The sequence below is a fragment of the Nitrosophilus labii genome, assembly GCF_014466985.1.
Classification (GTDB): domain Bacteria; phylum Campylobacterota; class Campylobacteria; order Campylobacterales; family Nitratiruptoraceae; genus Nitrosophilus_A; species Nitrosophilus_A labii.
The window spans coordinates 687,481-706,996 of record NZ_AP022826.1 but is presented as its reverse complement, the minus strand read 5'-3'; the positions used below and the strand labels follow the sequence as shown (position 1 = coordinate 706,996).

Here is a 19,516-nt window from a genome sequence, read left to right as displayed (position 1 = left end):
ATAGATATAGATATTTGTTCTCATTTTTAATAACTTTAGTATTATATTTGATTCTTTTTATTGTTTTTTTAACTCTTTTAAAAGAGGTTGAGGCACAAAAGTTTAACAGGAAGCAAAAATCCTCTATCAATATGAACCTAAGTAGAGTCAATTTAGATAAAAGCATGCCCCAAAAAACTTCCGAATCTAAAAAAATAGTCAAAAAAACAACTCCCAAAAAACAGATAGAGCCAAAAAGAGTAAAAAAAGAGGTTTTACAAAAAAGAGAAAAAATAGTTAAAAAAATTGAACAAGTTGAAAAAAAACCTGAAAAAAAGATTGTTAAAAATATTCAAAAAATGAAAAAGAAGGTCTTAAAAAAGAGTAAAATCGTAAAATCTAAAGAATATAATATCACCAAAAAAGTTAAAAATATTAAACCTATAAAAGTTGCCAAACAGGAGATAAAAAAGTCGAAACAAAAATCTATCCAACCAAAAAAAGAGGAAAAAATTCCAAAACTTGAAAAACTTTTTAAAAAGACGCAACAAACAAAAAAAGAGACAAAAAAAAGTGAAGAAAAAAACCTAGTCTCTTTTTTAAAGCAATCCAAACTACCCTCTTTACAAGAGATAAGTAAATCGATGGAAGATCAAAAAATAAACGAACTTTACCAGGGCGAGTTTGATTCCTTTACTAAAGGACAAAAAGAGTTTATAAAAAACAATCTCTCAGCTATCGGAAAAATTACTCAAAAATATCTATATATAAGAGGCTATCCAGAATTTGCCGTGAAAACAAGACAAGAGGGAGTAAATATCGTTGAGTTTTATCTTCATCCAAACGGAGATATAAGTGATTTAAAGATCATAAAAAGCTCTAGTTACGAGATACTAGACAAAAATAGTCTCGAAACAATACTTTCAGCCTATAAAGATTATCCAAGGCCTAAAGAGAAGACTAAAATAAGAATTTTCGTTCAATACAAAATTATTTATTGATATCAAAAATAGTAGTCGGTCCAGGCTTACCTATATAATAACCTTGAGCAAAGTCAACTCCAATTTTTTTAACTGTTTTATATATTTTTTCATTGCCTACAAATTCTGCAACAGTTTTAATACCCTTTTTCTTAGCATAATCAACTATTATCTCTACAACAATTCTAGAATCCTCATCTTTATCGATATTTTTTATCAAAGAGCCGTCAATCTTTATATAATCAATAGTAAGTTTTGCCAAATACTCAAAATTGGAATATCCTGAACCAAAATCATCTATAGCTATTTTAGCGCCAAGTTGTTTCATATTTTCAATAAAAACAGACACCTCTTCAAAATTTTCTATACCTTCGGACTCAACAATCTCAAAAATCGTTTTTTCATAAACTTTGTATCTATCTATCGTCTCTTTTATAAACTCTATAATTTCAGGATTCGATATATCTTCAATCGAAAGATTGAAAGAGAATGTACAATCAAGATTTGAAAAATAACTGCAACTTTTTTCAAACATAATCTTTGTTAAATAAGTATAGTATCTACTCTTTTTTGCAATCTCTAAAAAATTGGTAGGAGTAATACATTCGCCATTTTCTTCAACCAGTCTCATCAAACACTCATACCCTTTTAATTTAAATTCACTTGTACTAAATATAGGTTGAAAATATGGAACTATTCTATTTTTATCTATAGCTTTTTTTATCTTTTTTACCCACTCTATATTCTCTTTATACTGTTTTTCTATCTTCAAATCTTTGTCATAAATCTTATATGGAACTCTCTCTTTTCTAGCTAATTTCAAAGCTATATCTGCTTTTTCCAAAGGAGAGTTAGTTTCTATAGCAGCTCCAATAGTTACTCTGATATTAAGCTCATTATCATTATGTATAAAAGTCATGTTTTCAATATTTTTCATTAAAATCTCTATAAAGTACTCTAAATCTCCTTTAGTCATCTTTTTGTTAAAAAAAAGAGCAAACTCATCTCCAGATAGCCTATAAATTTTAGGAAACTCAGTTTTTAATAGATTTCTAAGTCTATTTGCAAAACCTTTCAAGATTTTATCCCCGGTTTCATGCCCGAAAAAATCGTTTATTTGCTTAAAATCGTCAATATTAATAATTATTAAACTACTCTTTTTCGCACTTTGAATATCTTTTACAAGACTAAATCTGTTGGGCAGTTTCGTCAAAGAATCTAAATATAGCTGCTCTTTTAGCTCCTTAGTCTTTATTTCAACCTTTTTTTCTAAAATTTTATTCATACTCTCAAGTCTTTTAGAATAATCTTTAATTTTACCTTGCATTTTATTTAACGCTTTAGAGATTGCGCCTATCTCATCACTTTTTTCAACATACTTAAACCTTATACTATTTTTCGGATCATAATTTTCCAAATCTTTTGCAATATTTCTAAGAGGCTTTATCAATATATTTAAATAGTACCCAAACAATAAAATTAAAATCCAAAGAACTGCTAAAAAAATAAATAGTGCCTTTTGATATTTTTTTACTAAATTTTTATAATGTTTACTAGAATATAGTATCTCGAGCCTACCTAAAATTTTGTTTGAATTTGGCTGAACAATTCTTCTTGAAACCAGAAAAGAGTCTTCATCGTTAGATATCTTTTTTTTGAACTCTTTATATATCTCATTACCCTTTATAATTGAAACTGATAATATATTCTCATTTTTTGAAAGCTCTTTTAAAATTTTATTAATGTTATCATCAAGACCCAAAAAGAGATCCAATGCTAGAAGAGGAGTTACTGTTTTTGCAATAATTTTTGCTTTTTCAAGTTCAGCGTCATAAAAAGCCTGTTTCGTAATTTTTTCTAAAACTAGATAAGTAGAAATTATAATAGAAACAGTTATAAGAAAAAAGTAGATCAAGATCTTGTTTGATAGAGATATGTTAAACATTATCTATCAACCTGACGATTTGAAATAGAGAAGGTACAAAATCGAACTCTTTTTCCAACGCCTTTCTATTCATATATAGAATCGGTTTTTTTTCCAAATTTATAGAAAACAAAAAACCATATTGCAAATCGTTTTTATCATACGTAAATGTTACAATTCTATATTTTTTAACATATAGCGAAAGCGTTTTTAATCGATCAGGAATAGATTTTAAAATATATAGATATGAAAAAATATTCAATTTTTCATTTAAAATATTTAACATATTTATAGGAATTATTTTGAAACTATATCCATCTAACTTATTGCCATACATACTTTTTATCAGTTTTTTTATCAACAAAGCGGTAAAAAAATCATCGTTATCGTAAACGATTCCTACTTGAATCTTTCCGTCTATTAATTTTTTATCTATTTTTTTATCAAGTAGAATAAGTTTTGGATAAATTTTTGCCTGGGTTTTCAATAAAAAATCATCGTAACTATACGCAAAAAGTAAAATATTTGTTAAAAATATAATAATAACTACTCTTTTCATCAAAACTCTTTCCTAAAAGATATCATCATGTTTCTTCCTTCTTGTCTATAATCTTCTGTATAAGTATCAGGCTCTGAAGGATATCTTACGTCAGCATCAAAAATATTTTTAACGATTAAATTTACTGAATAATTATATTTTAAATTTTCATAATTAAATCCTAAATCCAAAGTGACATACCCTTTTAAACTATCTCTTGAATCAAAAGAGAATCTTCTTTTATCTCCTACGTATTTTCCTATAATATTAACATCAATCTGTGGAGTTAGTTCGTAAACCAAAAAAGTTTTAATCATATGTTTTGCTACATTTGCTAACTGTTCACCTTTATCATCCTCTCCATCTACATAAGAGTAGTTTCCACAAAACTTGCTCTTTTGTCCAAGCATTCTTTTATACTCAAACTCAAATCCATAAATATCGGTATTTTGCGCATTTTCATATCTGTTTTGAGAGTTTATTTTATTGATTTGGTCTCTATTTTTTAGATAAAAAATATTAAACTGCATATAACTATCTACAGAAAATTTTCTTATATATGCTGCTTCAAATGCATTTACTATTTCTGGCTTTAAGTTTGGATTTCCGACTCTTGAGCTGTTGTTTATAGTATATAGTTCTTGCCAAGAAGGATTTCTAATTGATCTGCTATAAATTAATTTATATATATTTTCTTTTATTCTAAATACAGAGGCAACTCGCGGGTTTACTTGTGGATCTATATGCGTATTATCCTCGATATTGACTCCATAACTTATTGTTACATTTTCATTTATATCAAAATCGTCTTGAAAGGAGAGTATCAGAGTATCTCTTTTCGCATCTTTATCAAAAAATGGATACGTATCGCTATAATCGATAAGCCCTGGTAAAATTCCAAATCTATCTGTAGTTTTTGTTGTAACTTTATAAGTTTCTTCTCTTGAAAGTAAATAGCCAAATTTGATCTTATGGTTATCAATCTTTGAATAATCAAAAAAGAGTGAATGATACATAGTTCTCTGTTTTGTATTGTGAATCCCGTAAAAACCGTTGGTATACTGAACTAAATTGTTGTTATCTAGCGGATTAGGAAAGACTATGCCCGGCGGTGCCAATCTAGCATCACTATAAAATTCGTCAATTTTAACTCCAACTTTTGCAGCTACTTTAAGCTCATTAACGTATCTATCTAATCCAAGTTCAATATAGTCATTTAAAAACTTAGTATGGTTATCGCTTTCAGGCAACATATAATTGATCCCGTAAGCACTTCCATGCTTATAAAAAAGCTTCCTTGCTTTTAACGTAAAATCTTTATAATTTAAAGTGACTCCCAAAGAGTAATTTTTTGTCCATAAAGGAGCATCTCCACTTTGAGAAAATTGACTGTTATAGTTCCCATAAGTCCCAGTAGATAACATATCTTTTCCAGCAGGCAAAAACTTATCGTCTTGTTGATAATAAAAATCGGTAAAGATATTGAGTGCTCCATTTTTATAGTTTTTTAAAAAACCTCCACCTCTATATTCATAAGAACCTATATTTAAAAACATTTTATCTTGTGTCTTCATACCTTTAAACTGTTCTGCGTAAGTTATAACTTTAATAGAGCCGGCATAAGCGTTAATTCCATCAGTTTTACTTCCAGGACCTCTTACAACTTCTATCCTTTTAATAATCTCAATCGGCATATATAAAAATTCATTATATGAATCAAACATTACATTATTTACTACTACACCATCAACAATTAACTTTGATTGACCGTAAGCAAATGGATTGGAACCTCTAAAAACAGGGGTTTTATTATCAATATTATCAGTCGTCATATCTACGCCCGGAATTAGTTCTAGAGCCTCTTTAAGATTTTTTATTCCTAATTTTTCTAACTCTTTTCCACTAAAAGTTGATACTATATAAGGCTGGTAAGCTTCATTCTTTTTTGTAACTGTAGCAATTTCCGTTAATTCTTTTAAATCATTAACAATATCTATAATAATCTCTTCTATATCCTTTTTTTTTATCGATTCATTTTTATCGTATTGGGCATACAAGAATGATGAAATTAATATTAATAACAAAAAAAGTTTTTTAATGACCATTTCCTACCTTCCAAATCTTATAACACTCAACAACTTGAGGTTTATCTTTTTCTAAAGAGGAAGTATATAGTAAACAAGGATATCTAACTCCTCCATATTCTTGCAAATCTCCAATTATTTCATAATTAATATTATATATTTTTAAAAGTCTTAAAAAACTTTTCTCAAGTGCGCCAAAAGTATATTCTATATCGTTGTTTTTTAAATCTATGTAAATCATACTTATAAGTTTTTCTATTATTTTTCTACTATCTTTTAAATTTCTATACTGTTTTGATATAAATATCCTAGATATTTCTCCTAGCTTATCTCTTTTTAGACTTTTTTTAATATTTTCAAAAACTCTCATATGATTTTCCGTAGGATAACCTATCGGAGAATGATGAATCAATCTAACCGTAGCAGCTATCTCTCCTTTCTCGTCTAAAACAGCATAATGTTCTGAATATTTATCATATTCGTCTCTCTCTAAACCATCCGGATATCTTTTTTTATCAAAGTATTTTAATTCATCACACAATATCTTGCACCTAAATCTAAAAATATCATTCAAAAGTTTTTTATTATTTTTTACTTTTATATACCTATACATAATCTACCTTACAATAAAAAAAAATTATTAAATCATATAATATTTTTTATTAACTTTTTTTTATATCATCGATTTTCTGAGAATATTTACGGCATCTTTGTATATAGGCTCATCTATAAAACCATATTTTTCATCAGTGAATCCTGTAATTCCTTTGTTTTTCATCTCCTCAAATCTCATTTTTATATATTCAGCTCTTTCCAAAATCTCTTTAGATAAACCGAAAACTCTATTGGCTATCTCCACTTGAGCGGGCGATATACAACCTTTTACTCTATAACCCATATTTTTTTCGTATCTACACCAATCCTCAAACTCATTTAAATTTTTATAATCTTGATACACAAAAGATACGGGTAAAACGCAACTAGCTTTAGAGACTACCAAAAAACGACTCAATATATGATCGATAGTAGGATTTTTTATCTCTAAAATCTGCTGAAAAATATCTAGATCGCTTAAAAGATCCAAAATACCTAGATAGAAAACTTTTACCCTTTCATTTACCCTCAAACTCTCGAGATTTAAAAAAGCCTCTTTTGTCTCTATAGATAGATGCAAATCTATCTCTTTATCAATTAACTCCAAAGCTTTTTCCACATCTTTTGGAGTTTTGACTTTAGGAACTCTGATGGCGTCCGGTTTGAATTTATTTAGATACTCTATCTCCTCTTTTCCACCGTTATCAAGAGGATTTACTCTAACTACCAATAAAGAATCACTTCTTTTTATGTGAGATAAAAATAGAGCCGTCAACCTCAACGCAGTCGGCTTTAGTTCTTTACTTACTCCATCTTCTAAGTTTATAATGGCGATATCGGCTTCTAAAGAGTCAAGTTTATTTAAATGTTTCGGCCTATGTGCAGAGACCATTAAAGCTGATCTATAAACAATCTTTTTAGTTTTTTCTCTTTTTAGTTTGAGGATATATTTTTCAATAGCTTTTAAATCTTTTTTTTCCACTAAACTCTCTAGCTCATCTATAAAACTCTTTTCAAAAATCATCTCTTATCCTCACTATTTATCATCTTTATATAGTAGTAAAGCGTTTTTATCTCGCTTCTTGTTAAAAAATAGCTAGGCATTGCGCTCTTAATCTTTCTAGAATTCAGTTTTTTATAAAACCTTTTATAATCCACATCTCTAATATCAGGAGCTTTTAGATACTTTACCCCTTTTTTATCTTTGTATTTAGCGATTATCGATCCCTCTCCTTTTACTCCGTGACAATGTTGACACCCAATACCTCTAGGATTTTCATAAAGCATTTTCGCATATTCGTATCTGGTTATGAAAGAGTCGTCTGCAAAAAGAGAAATAAGAAGAATAAATAGTAAAACAATTCTCAACAAATTCCCTTTATATAGGATTTAAACCAAAACAAAATCTATTTTTGATATCATACCTAAAAAAATTTGAAGAGGAAATTATGACTATTTTAGATGGTAAAGCTTTATCACTAAAAATAAAAGAGGAAGTGAGAAAAGAGGTTGAACTTCTAAAAAAAGAGAAAGATATAGTTCCAGGACTAGCAGTTATTCTTGTAGGAAACGATCCTGCAAGCCACACATACGTCAAAATGAAAGCTCGTTCTTGTAAAGAGGTCGGAATCTACTCCATAACTCATGAGATGCCAGAAGAGATCAGCGAAAAAGAGATTATTGAAACCATTGAAATGATGAATCAAAATCCAAATATTGACGGCATTCTGGTTCAACTCCCTTTGCCAAAACATATAGACACAACAAAAATATTGGAAGTAATCGATCCGAAAAAAGATGTTGACGGTTTTCATCCCTATAATTTTGGCAGACTCAATCAAGGGCTTGACAGTTTTGTTCCTTGTACCCCTCTTGGAGTTATGGAGTTGTTAAAAGAGTATCAAATAGATATTAAAGGTATGGACGCTTGTGTAGTCGGTGCTAGCAATATTGTGGGTAAGCCAATGGCCGCACTTTTGCTAAACGATTTTGCAACGGTCGATATTTGCCATATTTTTACCAAAGATCTCAAATCTCACACTAAAAGAACAGATCTATTGGTCGTTGGAGTGGGTAAACCAAACCTAATCACTGAAGATATGGTAAAAGAAGGAGCTATAGTTATAGATATAGGCATTAATAAACTTGATAACGGTAAAATTGTTGGAGATGTTGATTTTGAAAATGTAAGCAAAAAAGCAAGTTACATAACACCGGTGCCTGGCGGTGTAGGTCCTATGACAATAGCAATGCTTTTAAAAAATACTATCAAAGCAGCTAAAAACCGTAACTAAATATTTACGTAAATATTAAATCAACAAATATAGAAGGAAATAAATTGAAAGATAGACTTATAAAACTTTATCACTGGTCTAATACATGGACAGGTACCGTCATAATAGTTTTGTTAATAATATTTTTTGTTGCCCAAGCTTTCGTTATTCCTAGTGGAAGTATGAAAAACACCCTTTTAATAGGTGATCATCTATTTGTAAAAAAATTTGCCTACGGAGTTCCTACTCCCCATATACCCTGGTTAGAGATCCCTGTTCTTCCCGATACAGATAACGACGGTCACCTGATTGAGGGACCAAAACCCAAAAGAGGAGATATTGTTATTTTTAGATATCCAGTAAACGAAAAGATACATTACGTAAAGAGATGCGTAGCCGTAGGAGGCGATTATCTTTTTCTTCATAACAAAGAGCTCTATTTGCACCCTCATGAAGGAAACGAGTTTGTAAAACAAAATTTTCCTAAAGAAGATATAGTCGAAATAAACGGTTTGTTATGGGTAAAAAATCCTTATAGAAAAGAGCATCCAGGCATACACAACGATCCTGAAGTAATAAATGACGGAAGATACCCGCAAGAGATCTTTAATTTCGGTCCTATTGAGGTTCCAAAAGGCGAATTTTTTATGATGGGAGACAACAGAGATCACTCAAATGATAGTAGATTTTGGGGCAGCGTTCCATATAGACTGATTGTAGGAAAGCCTTGGTTTATCTATTTTAGCTGGGATAAAAATTACGAAATAAGATGGGATAGAGTAGGAAAGAGCGTAGAAGAGATAGAAGAGGAGATGAAAAACAGATAGTTATTGGTAAATGGTTATTGGTATATTAGATAATTCCACTATAAGATACCAATATAAACAATATACATATATACCAAATATACAAGGAATTTTTTGGAATATATTAAAATTTTAAATATTTTTACAATGATATTAGCATTAGCAATAGCTATAATCGGTCATGAGATAATGCATGCGTTAGTGGCATACAAATATGGTGATGATACAGCAAAAAATGAAGGAAGATTGAGTATTAACCCAATAAAACATATTGATCTTGTCGGAACTATCATAGTGCCCGCGCTTTTATATTTTAGCAATGCTGGTTTTCTTTTTGGATGGGCTAAACCGGTCCCCGTCAATATAAACACAGTAATAAGAAACGGCGGAGAAAATGCAGCGATTGCCGTAAGTTTAGCTGGTATAACATACAACTTCGCTTTGGCCGCTTTTTTTGCTATTTTGATAGCCTTTTTAGGAGAGCCAAACTCCCTATTTGAAACTGTGATGATTCTATTTTTAGCCCATTCCGTACTTATTAACGTAGTACTAGGCGTTTTCAATCTCTGGCCTATTCCTCCTCTTGACGGTGCAAACGCAGTAATGCATTTAGCACAAAAACTAAAACTTTATAAAATAGTCGATTTTTACCATAAAATATTTCCTTATGGTATGATTATCTTGATAATTATCATTGCAACCCCCTTGAGTACGATTTTATTCATTCCTATTTATTATATTTTATATCTATTGTCTATATTTGCCGGAATAGATCTGATATCTTTGATAAACAGTATCGAAAGGATTTGAATGAAAGTATATATTGCTACGGACCATGCCGGGTTTGCCGTAAAAGAGTTTGTAAAAAAACTCTTTTTAAATAGAGGTTATGTTGTGGAAGATCTTGGCCCTAAAGATGATTCTAGGGTTGATTATCCAGATTTTGCGCAAAAAGTTGCAAAAAAAGTTGCTCAAAATCCCGGAAGCCAAGGAGTACTTATCTGTGGAACCGGGATAGGGATGAGCATAGCCGCAAATAAGATAAAAGGTATTAGAGCAGCTGAAGTTTACGATTATTATACGGCTAAAATGGCAAGAGCACATAATGATGCAAATATTTTATGTTTTGGAGAGAGAGTCGTCGGTAGAGGTGAAATAGAGTCAATAGTGGAAGCTTGGTGTACCACTGAGTTTGAGGGTGGAAGACATGCTAACAGGGTTAAAAAAATAATGGCATTAGAGCAATCAAAGTGATTAAGTAATTTGTGTATTTGTCTATTAGTATATTAGGAACATTAGACATTGAAGATTGGAATTTATTTTAGGAGACAAGGGAAGTGAATGTGGTCGCTAACACTAACACCAATACTAAAAACTCACACCCACCCACACTCACACCCACATATAAAAAGGAGCTAAAATGGGTATAGAAACTGCTGGATATATTATGTTCGGGATATTGATAGTAGCTATGGCTATTTTGAAACTTCTGATTTTTTGATTTAAGGAGCCGTAATGAAAGAGCTAAAAAAAGAAGAAAAAGACTTTTTACTCTCTTCAATAAGAGACATACCGGATTTTCCAAAGCCTGGAATCGTTTTTAAAGATATTACTACACTTTTAAACAACAAAGAAGCTTTTTCTCTTTTAATGGAACACTTAGAAGAGAGATATAAAGATTATAATCTTGACTTTATTGCTGGTATTGAAAGCAGAGGTTTTATATTTGGTGCCGCATTAGCTACGAGACTAGGTATCGGTTTTATTCCAGTTAGAAAAAAAGGAAAACTTCCTTATACTACAGTAAGTGAAAAATACTCTTTAGAGTACGGTTATGATGAGATTGAGATCCACATAGATGCTTTTAGAAAAGAAGAAGGAGCCAAAGTATTACTTATAGACGATCTAATAGCTACGGGAGGAACTGCTGAAGCAGCCGTAAAACTTATAAATAAAATTCATGAAAATGTGGTTGAAGTCTGTTTTATTATAAATCTAAAATTTTTAAACGGTGAAGCTAAACTTAAAAAACTTACAAACGTTTATAGCGTATTGGAGATTGAGTAATGTATATACCAAAAAAGAGCAAATACGATCCTGATAGTTTCGGTCATTTTGGAAAATTTGGAGGAAGATACGTTCCCGAAACTTTAATGCCCATACTTTTTGAACTAGAAGAGAGCTATAAAAAACTCAGATTTAACGAAGAGTTCTGGAAAGAGGCAAAATACTATCTCGAACAATACGTAGGAAGGCCTACTCCCCTTTATTATGCCCAAAATATCTCAAAAGAGCTTGGCGCTACGATATACCTTAAAAGAGAAGATCTAAATCATACCGGAGCTCATAAGATAAATAATACTATTTTACAAGGACTACTTGCCAAAAAACTTGGTAAAAAGAGAGTTATAGCCGAAACTGGTGCGGGTCAACACGGTGTAGCTACTGCAACTATGGCTGCACTTTTTGGTCTTGAATGTGAAATTTTTATGGGTGAAAAAGATGTCAAAAGACAAGAATTAAACGTCTTTAGAATGAAACTTTTAGGCGCTAAAGTACATTCGGTTAAAAACGGTTCCAAAACACTTAAAGACGCTATGAATGAAGCGATTAGACACTGGGTAACGAACGCTAGAGACACCTTTTACGTAATAGGAACAGTTGCCGGACCTCATCCTTATCCGATGATGGTAAGAGATTTTCAAGGAATTATTGGCTACGAAACAAAAGCACAGATCTTAAAAGCCGAAAACAGACTTCCAAATTACGTAATAGCCTGTATCGGCGGTGGAAGTAACGCTATGGGGATCTTTAACGCTTTTCTAGATGAAGAAGAGACAAAATGTATAGGAATCGAAGCTGGCGGTTTAGGTCTTGAAACAGGTAAGCATGGGGCTAGTTTAGCGAAAGGCAGTCCCGGGATTTTACATGGACAAATGAGCTACGTTTTACAAGACGAAGAGGGGCAAATACTTGAAGCCCACTCTATAAGCGCCGGCCTAGACTATCCAGGAATTGGTCCGGAGCACTCATATCTAAAGGATCTTGGAGTGGTAAAATATGATCATATTACTGATCAAGAAGCCCTTGACGCCTTTGTATGGCTTAGCCAAAAAGAGGGGATTATCCCAGCCTTTGAAAGTTCGCATGCCATTGCATATCTAAAAAAGATGGAAAATATAGAAAATTCGCTTATCGTAGTAAACTTATCGGGTAGAGGCGATAAAGATATGGTTCAGGCAAAGCAACTATTATCATTTGATTAAACGTAATTAGGAAATGGAGTTAATAAAAATATATCATCTTCATAAGCCAATTACTAATTACTAATTACTAAATATGAAAGGACTAAATGAAAAAATTTTTCGACAAAAATAGAGAACATTTTGTTAACGTTGTCGTTATATTGATATTGGTTGTAATAGGTTTTATAGCGTATGAACTCTATCAGGCACCTGGTGACGACCTTGAAGAAAAATTAACAAATCTCCTAAAAATTTACGGATACGTAATACTCTTTATCTGGAGTATTATGGAGGGTGAAACGGGTTTAGTTATGGCGGGAGTAATGTGCCACACCGGTCATATGACGCTACCTTTAGCTATTGTGGTAGCTGGTCTTGGCGGATTTATAGGAGATCAGATCTACTTTTACATAGGTAGATACAACAAAAAGTATATTCACTCCCAACTTAAAAATCAAAGAAGAAAATTTGCACTTGCTCATCTTTTACTAAAAAAGTACGGTTGGCCGGTAATATTTATACAAAGATATATGTACGGGCTTAGAACGGTTATCCCGATGGCGATTGGACTTACTAGATATAGCGCAAAAAAGTTTGCGTTTATAAACTTTATAAGTGCCTTCGCTTGGGCTTCTATTACAATAATCCCGGCATACATTTTTGGCGAAGAGATTTTAAAAATTTTACATTGGGCTAAAGAACATTGGTATATAGCACTTCCGGTAGCAGTGGTTCTTGGTGGAGGATTATACTACTATTTTCATAAAGTAACGCAGAAATAGTTTTAGACAAAATTAAAGGGGGATATATGAAATTTGAGCTAATAGAGAAAAAGGTATCAGATATAGACGCTGATTTAGAGATAGTATTTATTATAGAAAAAAACTTTGAGCATAAATGGGTAAAAGATAAATATGAACTTAAACTTTTAAACTTTAAAGCCGAACCAGAAGAGGTTGCATTTCTACCTCACCAAAGAAGAGTATATGTAGGAGCAAAAAATCTAGAACATGATGAGATACGTATAGCTGCTGCAAAGGCTATTAAAACTATAAAAAATAAAAAATTTAAATCTGCAAAAATTGGGGTTTATATCCAAAACTGTCCTATTACAAACATCAAAGCCGTAGTAGAAGGAATGGTACTAGGAGTATACGAGTTTGATAAGTATAAAAGCAAAAAACAAAAAAGTGATCTTGAAACCATATATATAGCTAAAGAGGACTATTCTGATAAGAACTTTACAACTAAAAACGCTAAAAAGAGTATAAAAGAAGCAGTTATTGTAGCAGAAGCTACAAATTTTGTCAGAGATATCATAAATACTCCACCAAACGAAATAAATCCAGTAACTTTGGCAAAATTAGCTGAAAAAATGGCAAATGAAGAAGATTTAGAATGTAAAATATTAGATGAAAAAGAGCTAGAAAAGGAGGGGATGGGCGCATTTTTAGCAGTTGCAAAAGCTAGCACAAATCCCCCAAGACTTATCCATCTTAGCTATAAACCGGAAAACGCAAAAGCAAAAATCGCTCTGGTAGGAAAAGGTTTAACGTACGATAGCGGAGGGCTTAGTTTGAAACCTAGCGATTACATGGTTACTATGAAAGCTGACAAAAGCGGAGCCTGCGCAGTTTTAGGAATCATAAAAGCCGCCAAAAAGATGGAGCTTCCTGTAGAGATTCACGCCATAGTCGGAGCTGCAGAAAATATGGTTAGCGGTAATGCCTACAAACCAGACGACGTACTAAAAGCTAAAAACTCAAAAACAATAGAGGTTAAAAACACTGATGCAGAAGGAAGACTAGTTTTAGCAGATTGTCTATGTTACGCTCAAGAAAAGGTTGAGCCCGATTATATTTTGGATTTTGCAACTTTAACTGGAGCCTGTGTAGTAGCTTTGGGCGAATATACGACGGGTGTTATGGGACACAACAATGAACTAAAAAAGAGAATCTTAGAGGCGGCAAAAGCAAGTGGAGAGTTGGCGGCGGAACTTCCATTCAATAGATATCTTCCAAAACTTCTTGAAAGTAAGATAGCCGATATATCCAACATCTCTTCTAGCAGATACGGTGGCGCCATTACAGCAGCACTCTTTTTAAGCGAATTTATAGAAGAGAAAAACAAAGATAAATGGGTTCATCTTGACATCGCGGGACCTGCATTTGTTCAAAAGGAGTGGGGTTATAACCCTTATGGAGCAAGCGGGGCGGGAGTCAGACTTGCCATAAAATGGCTTCAAAAAGAGTTTGTTTTCGATAAAAAACATCCATAATTCAGTATATTGGTATATTGGTATATTGGTGTATTTGTTTATTGGGAAAAATCTTAACTAATATACCAATAACCAATACACCAATCACCAAAATATCTTATGTTATAATTTCGCCAAAATTAAAAGAGTTTAAGGAATGATATGGGACTTAGTGTAGGCATAGTAGGACTTCCAAATGTGGGCAAATCAACAACTTTCAACGCCCTTACGAAAGCTCAAAACGCTGAAAGCGCAAACTACCCTTTTTGCACAATCGAGCCTAATAAAGCCGTTGTTCCGGTGCCGGATAACAGACTTGAAGAGTTGGCAAAGATTGTAAATCCACAGCGAATTTTACACTCTACTATAGATTTTGTTGATATTGCAGGTCTGGTAAAAGGTGCAAGTAAAGGTGAAGGACTTGGAAACCAGTTTTTAAGCAATATACGTGAAACAGATATGATTTTACATATGGTTAGATGTTTTGAAGATGAAAATATCACTCACGTAGAAGGCGGAGTAGATCCGATAAGAGACATAGAGATAATAGAGAGTGAACTTATCTTTGCAGACCTTCAACAACTTGAAAGAAAGATAGAAAAACTTACTCGCCAGGCAAAATCAGACAAAAAAGCTAAAACTCTTCTTGAAATGGCAAACGAACTTAAAAAGCATTTAGAAGAGCTAAAGCCTGTTTCGATTTTTTCAAAAAAAGATGATGAAGATTTGAAAACTTTAAACAAAGAACTTAGATTTTTAAGTGCAAAACCGATTATTTACGCCGCTAACGTAGATGAGGATGGACTACTAGAAGATAACGAATATGTTCAAAAAGTAAAAGAGCATGCAAAAGAAGTGGGAGCTGATGTTATAAAGCTTTGCGCTAAAGTGGAAGAAGAGCTTGTCGCTTTAGATGAAGAGGAAGCAAAAGAGTTTTTAGACGATTTGGGTGTAAATGAGAGCGGACTTGATAAGATCATAAGAACAGCTTTTGATAGACTTGGACTTATAAGCTACTTTACGGCCGGTGTCAAAGAGGTTAGAAGCTGGACTATAAAAAGAGGATGGACAGCGCCTCAAGCAGCCGGCGTCATTCACAACGACTTTGAAAAAGGTTTTATTAGAGCCGAAGTTATAAGTTATGAAGATTTTATAAAACATGGTGGGGAACAAGGTGCCAAAGAGGCTGGTAAAATGAGACTAGAAGGAAAAGAGTATATAGTGCAAGATGGAGATGTTATGCACTTTAGATTTAACGTATAAGTTAATTGAACAGATACTTAGTGAATTATCCAACTTAAACTTAAATATGAGAGCTCACTACTTCTGTGAGCTCACCACTTTATATTAATAATAATTATTGAATATAAGTACAAATTCGATATTAATTTTTAAAATGTTTATCATCTACAATTCAATTTATCTTAAAAGTTTCAATAATGTGTTAAATATTCCAAAAGGCAGCTATTATATAAAGTATTAACTACAGATTTTCTATACAAACTATATAAATTCTCTATCTTTCTCAAAATTCAGTAAATAATTGTAAAATTTTAAAAATATATCTAAAAAAATCGATTTATTGATTCATATTTATATTAAATAAAATTTTTATAAACTAAATCTAAGGAAAACTATATAATAATATTTTATCATTAGTTTCTATTATTATTTTTATAAAAAAAAGGATAAAAAGTGGATTTTATTAAAAAACTATTAAACCTATTTAAAGAAAAAAGGGATGATAGAAAAAGTAAATATAACACCGAATTCCAAAAAAACGAAGATTTTAATGAAAGTCTTATTGATGATTTAAAAAATGACCATAAGACATTATTTAAAATTTATAGTGAAATCAAAGAATTATATGAAAATAATCCCTCAAATTACAAAGATATTTCAGAAAAACTTCATGATTTCAAGTTAACATTGGAAGTCCATCTAATGGTCGAAGATTCTCAACTATATACATATTTAGAAAAAAAATATAGCGATAATAAAACTTATGAAAAATTCATAAAAGATGTTGAACATGAAATGGCAACAATAGCTAAAGAAGTTTTGAATTTTATTAGAAAATATAATGATTATCAAATGTATCAAAAATATAATAACGATTTTTTGAATGAATTAGAAAATATAGGAAACGTCTTAACAAAAAGAGTAGAACTTGAAGAAAAAAGACTCTATTCTCTTTATAAGCCGTAACTTTTTATATCTTTTCTTTCAATTAATAAAGTTAGTATAGTCTCTACAAGTTAACCTCTTAATACTTTTTCTTACTCATTTTCAAAATTGCACCGCACTCTAAATGGTTTGTATATGGAAATTGATCGAAAAATGCAAATTTTTCGATTTTATGCGTTTTTATGATCTCTTGTAGATCCCTATACATCGTTTTTGGATTACAGGAGATGTAGATGATATTTTCAAACTTTTTTGATAACGTTCTTGTTGTCTCATCTAGTCCAGCTCGAGGAGGATCGACGAAAATCGTTGAAAAATCATACTCTTTTAGGTCTATTTGTGCATTTTTCAGTCTTGAAAAAGACCTTTTCTCTTCATAAGCTTCAACAAACTCTTCACTGCTAAGTCTAACAAACTTTACATTATTGGTACCGTTTAACTCACAATTTTTCAAAGCCGCTTTTATAGAGGTTTTTGATATTTCGGTCGCCAATACCTTATTGAAATTTTCACTTAATGGGATCGTAAAATTTCCGGCTCCGCAATAGAGTTCAAGCAGATCTTTACCAAAACCTTTTGAAGCCTCTTTTGTCCACTCTATCATCTTTTGGTTGATATAAGGATTAGGTTGTGTAAAACTCCCCTCCTTCTGTATAAATCTGTAACTCTTATCAAAAACCCTCAACTCTTCCGTTATAAAATCTTTTTTTAAAACAACTTTTTGACCTCTGCTTCTGCCTATTATGGATATATCAAATAGTTTTTGAACTTTTTGAGCCTCTTTCGCCCACTCCTCATCTAGCTTTTTATGGTATATCAAAGTAACTAGTATCTCTTCATTTAAAGAGCTCAAAAACTCTATAGCAAAAAGTCTCTCTTTTAAGATAAGCATACTCTCAAGCTCTTTTATGAGTTTTGGCATAAGTTCGAAAATAGGTTTGGATGTCATAGGGCACTCGTCTATCACTACAAGTCCTTTCCCCTCCAAAGAATGCATAGCATAAAAAATTTTAGATGAGGAGTGATAGATACGAAATTCAGCACGTGCCCGAAAATTGGAATCTGGTGAGCTTACAACCTCAAACTTTTTAGCTCCTAACTCCTCAAATAGTCTTTTGTTCTCATCAATTTTTAGTTTCAGCTGCCCTTCATATCCTAAATCAAATATTTTACAGCTTCCACATCTGCTAAAGTATTTACACTCCATTATCTCTTCTTTATAACTTTTTTGTTAATATTTTGAACGCTGGTAAAAAGCGTAACTTTTGTTGAAATTATATCTAAAGGTTATACATGAGTCTATCTGTAGTGATACTAGCCGCGGGCAAAGGAACTAGAATGAAATCGGCCCTGCCCAAAGTTTTACATAAAATAAGCGGCAAACCTATGATATATCACATAATAAAAGAGGCTTTAAAAATAAGTGAAGATGTAACGGTAGTTTTAGGACACGAAGCTGAAGCTGTAAAAGATGTTATAAAAAGATATTTTGAAAACGTTAAATTCCACATTCAAGATCTTAAAAATTTTCCCGGAACCGGCGGAGCACTTAAAGAACTTAAAACCAAGAGCGATAAAGTTTTGATTCTAAACGGAGATATGCCTTTAATCACAGCTGACGAATTAAAAAGCTTTGTAGTTTTAAAAGCAGATATCGTTATGAGTGTGATCGAATTAGAAAATCCTTCCGGATACGGAAGAGTAATCATTAAAGATGGAAAAGTTGTAAAAATAGTGGAACAAAAAGACGCTACGAAAGAAGAGCTAGAGACTAAAACAGTAAATGCCGGAGTATATCTAATAAAGCGTGAGATTTTAGAAGAGTTTTTACCAAAACTTTCAAACGAAAATGCCCAAAAAGAGTATTACCTAACAGATATTATAACCCTAGCAAACCAAAAAGGTTATACGATAAAGCCGCTCTACGTAAAAGAAGAAGATTTTAAAGGGGTAAACTCAAAACTAGATTTAGCTCATGCAGAAGAGATTATGCAAGATAGAATAAAAAATGAGCTAATGCTAAATGGAGTTATCATAAGACTTCCAAAAACTGTCTTCATAGAAGAAGGAGTCAAGTTCGAAGGAGAGTGCGAAATAGAAAGTGGAGTTGTTATAAAAGGAGACTCGTTTATAAAAAATTCTCACATAAAAGCAAACTCGGTCATTGAAGAGAGCCATATCGAATACTGCACCATTGGGCCTATGGCTAGAATTAGACCTGGAAGTTTTTTAAAAGATACACATATAGGAAATTTCGTTGAGGTTAAAAAAAGTAAACTACTAGGTGTTAAAGCGGGACATCTTAGTTATCTTGGAGATAGCGAAATCGATGAGGGAACAAACATAGGTGCAGGAACCATTACTTGTAACTACGACGGCAAAAGCAAATATAAAACAGTTATAGGTAAAAACGTATTCGTTGGAAGCGATACCCAGCTTGTAGCACCGGTTAAAATAGAAGATGATGTTATAATAGCCGCTGGAACTACGGTTACTAAAGATGTTCCAAAAGGCTCTTTGGCAATAAGTAGAACACCTCTTAAAATAGTTAAAGATTTTTATTATAAGTTTTTTAATAAATAGTATATTTGTATATTCGCATATTTGTGTATTGGTTTACCTAATTTAATTTAATTTTTACCAATACAC

At 31.8% G+C, this 19,516-nt stretch carries 19 protein-coding genes; 12 read left to right on the top strand and 7 right to left on the bottom strand.

Annotated elements, in window-relative coordinates; translation table 11 throughout:
- Positions 1 to 47: 47 nt before the first annotated feature.
- Positions 48 to 980, top strand: a complete 933-nt coding sequence (locus tag NIL_RS03555) for an energy transducer TonB (RefSeq protein ID WP_197972132.1) — start codon at positions 48 to 50, stop codon at positions 978 to 980.
- Here NIL_RS03555 and NIL_RS03550 read toward each other — a convergent pair.
- Genes NIL_RS03550 through NIL_RS03525 form a run of 6 tightly spaced genes read right to left on the bottom strand, consistent with a single transcriptional unit; the run spans position 970 to position 7,467 of the window.
- The gene (locus NIL_RS03550) at positions 970 to 2,904 is read right to left on the bottom strand and encodes an EAL domain-containing protein (protein ID WP_187648245.1); all 1,935 of its coding nucleotides are present in this window, start codon (positions 2,902 to 2,904) and stop codon (positions 970 to 972) included. The two genes, NIL_RS03555 and NIL_RS03550, sit on opposite strands and share 11 nt — an antisense overlap.
- Positions 2,897 to 3,442, bottom strand: coding sequence for a hypothetical protein (locus NIL_RS03545; protein ID WP_187648244.1), 546 nt, complete (start codon positions 3,440 to 3,442; stop codon positions 2,897 to 2,899). Before NIL_RS03545 ends, NIL_RS03550 begins: the two co-directional genes overlap by 8 nt.
- A complete protein-coding gene (locus NIL_RS03540; RefSeq protein WP_197972131.1) occupies positions 3,442 to 5,526 on the bottom strand; it encodes a TonB-dependent receptor in 2,085 nt (694 codons plus the stop codon). The genes NIL_RS03545 and NIL_RS03540 overlap by 1 nt, the downstream gene beginning before the upstream one ends.
- Positions 5,516 to 6,118, bottom strand: a complete 603-nt coding sequence (locus NIL_RS03535; protein WP_197972130.1) for an acyl-homoserine-lactone synthase — start codon at positions 6,116 to 6,118, stop codon at positions 5,516 to 5,518. The genes NIL_RS03540 and NIL_RS03535 overlap by 11 nt, the downstream gene beginning before the upstream one ends.
- Before the next feature lie 60 nt (positions 6,119 to 6,178).
- Positions 6,179 to 7,123 (bottom strand): HpcH/HpaI aldolase/citrate lyase family protein, encoded by a 945-nt coding sequence (locus NIL_RS03530; RefSeq protein WP_187648243.1) that lies wholly within the window; start codon positions 7,121 to 7,123, stop codon positions 6,179 to 6,181.
- Complete coding sequence (locus NIL_RS03525; RefSeq protein ID WP_187648242.1) at positions 7,120 to 7,467, bottom strand: c-type cytochrome; 348 nt, start codon at positions 7,465 to 7,467, stop codon at positions 7,120 to 7,122. The genes NIL_RS03530 and NIL_RS03525 overlap by 4 nt, the downstream gene beginning before the upstream one ends.
- 80 nt (positions 7,468 to 7,547) lie before the next feature.
- Here NIL_RS03525 and folD point away from each other — a divergent pair, with 80 nt between their 5' ends.
- From folD to NIL_RS03475, 10 genes are all read left to right on the top strand, one after another.
- Positions 7,548 to 8,393 (top strand): bifunctional methylenetetrahydrofolate dehydrogenase/methenyltetrahydrofolate cyclohydrolase FolD, encoded by an 846-nt coding sequence (folD, locus tag NIL_RS03520; protein WP_187648241.1) that lies wholly within the window; start codon positions 7,548 to 7,550, stop codon positions 8,391 to 8,393.
- Between the two features lie 44 nt (positions 8,394 to 8,437).
- The gene (lepB, locus tag NIL_RS03515; protein WP_187648240.1) at positions 8,438 to 9,199 is read left to right on the top strand and encodes a signal peptidase I; all 762 of its coding nucleotides are present in this window, start codon (positions 8,438 to 8,440) and stop codon (positions 9,197 to 9,199) included.
- Positions 9,200 to 9,292: 93 nt separating this feature from the next.
- A complete protein-coding gene (locus NIL_RS03510; protein ID WP_187648239.1) occupies positions 9,293 to 9,988 on the top strand; it encodes a site-2 protease family protein in 696 nt (231 codons plus the stop codon).
- On the top strand, positions 9,989 to 10,432 hold the full coding sequence (rpiB, locus tag NIL_RS03505) for a ribose 5-phosphate isomerase B (RefSeq protein WP_187648238.1): 444 nt from the start codon (positions 9,989 to 9,991) through the stop codon (positions 10,430 to 10,432).
- A gap of 261 nt (positions 10,433 to 10,693) precedes the next feature.
- Complete coding sequence (locus tag NIL_RS03500; protein WP_187648237.1) at positions 10,694 to 11,245, top strand: adenine phosphoribosyltransferase; 552 nt, start codon at positions 10,694 to 10,696, stop codon at positions 11,243 to 11,245.
- On the top strand, positions 11,245 to 12,444 hold the full coding sequence (gene trpB / locus NIL_RS03495) for a tryptophan synthase subunit beta (protein WP_187648236.1): 1,200 nt from the start codon (positions 11,245 to 11,247) through the stop codon (positions 12,442 to 12,444). The genes NIL_RS03500 and trpB overlap by 1 nt, the downstream gene beginning before the upstream one ends.
- An 86-nt stretch (positions 12,445 to 12,530) precedes the next feature.
- Entirely contained in the window at positions 12,531 to 13,205 is a 675-nt protein-coding gene (locus NIL_RS03490) for a DedA family protein (RefSeq protein ID WP_187648235.1), read from the top strand.
- Positions 13,206 to 13,231: 26 nt separating this feature from the next.
- Positions 13,232 to 14,701, top strand: coding sequence for a leucyl aminopeptidase (locus NIL_RS03485; protein ID WP_187648234.1), 1,470 nt, complete (start codon positions 13,232 to 13,234; stop codon positions 14,699 to 14,701).
- A gap of 141 nt (positions 14,702 to 14,842) precedes the next feature.
- Positions 14,843 to 15,943, top strand: coding sequence for a redox-regulated ATPase YchF (gene ychF / locus NIL_RS03480; RefSeq protein ID WP_187648233.1), 1,101 nt, complete (start codon positions 14,843 to 14,845; stop codon positions 15,941 to 15,943).
- A gap of 432 nt (positions 15,944 to 16,375) precedes the next feature.
- Positions 16,376 to 16,888, top strand: coding sequence for a hemerythrin domain-containing protein (locus NIL_RS03475; RefSeq protein ID WP_187648232.1), 513 nt, complete (start codon positions 16,376 to 16,378; stop codon positions 16,886 to 16,888).
- Between the two features lie 58 nt (positions 16,889 to 16,946).
- Here NIL_RS03475 and trmA read toward each other — a convergent pair whose 3' ends face one another.
- Positions 16,947 to 18,074: a tRNA (uridine(54)-C5)-methyltransferase TrmA gene (gene trmA / locus NIL_RS03470; protein ID WP_187648231.1), complete on the bottom strand. Its 1,128-nt coding sequence runs from the start codon at positions 18,072 to 18,074 to the stop codon at positions 16,947 to 16,949.
- Positions 18,075 to 18,160: 86 nt separating this feature from the next.
- Here trmA and glmU point away from each other — a divergent pair, with 86 nt between their 5' ends.
- Complete coding sequence (gene glmU / locus NIL_RS03465; protein WP_187648230.1) at positions 18,161 to 19,450, top strand: bifunctional UDP-N-acetylglucosamine diphosphorylase/glucosamine-1-phosphate N-acetyltransferase GlmU; 1,290 nt, start codon at positions 18,161 to 18,163, stop codon at positions 19,448 to 19,450.
- The last annotated feature ends 66 nt before the right edge of the window (positions 19,451 to 19,516 follow it).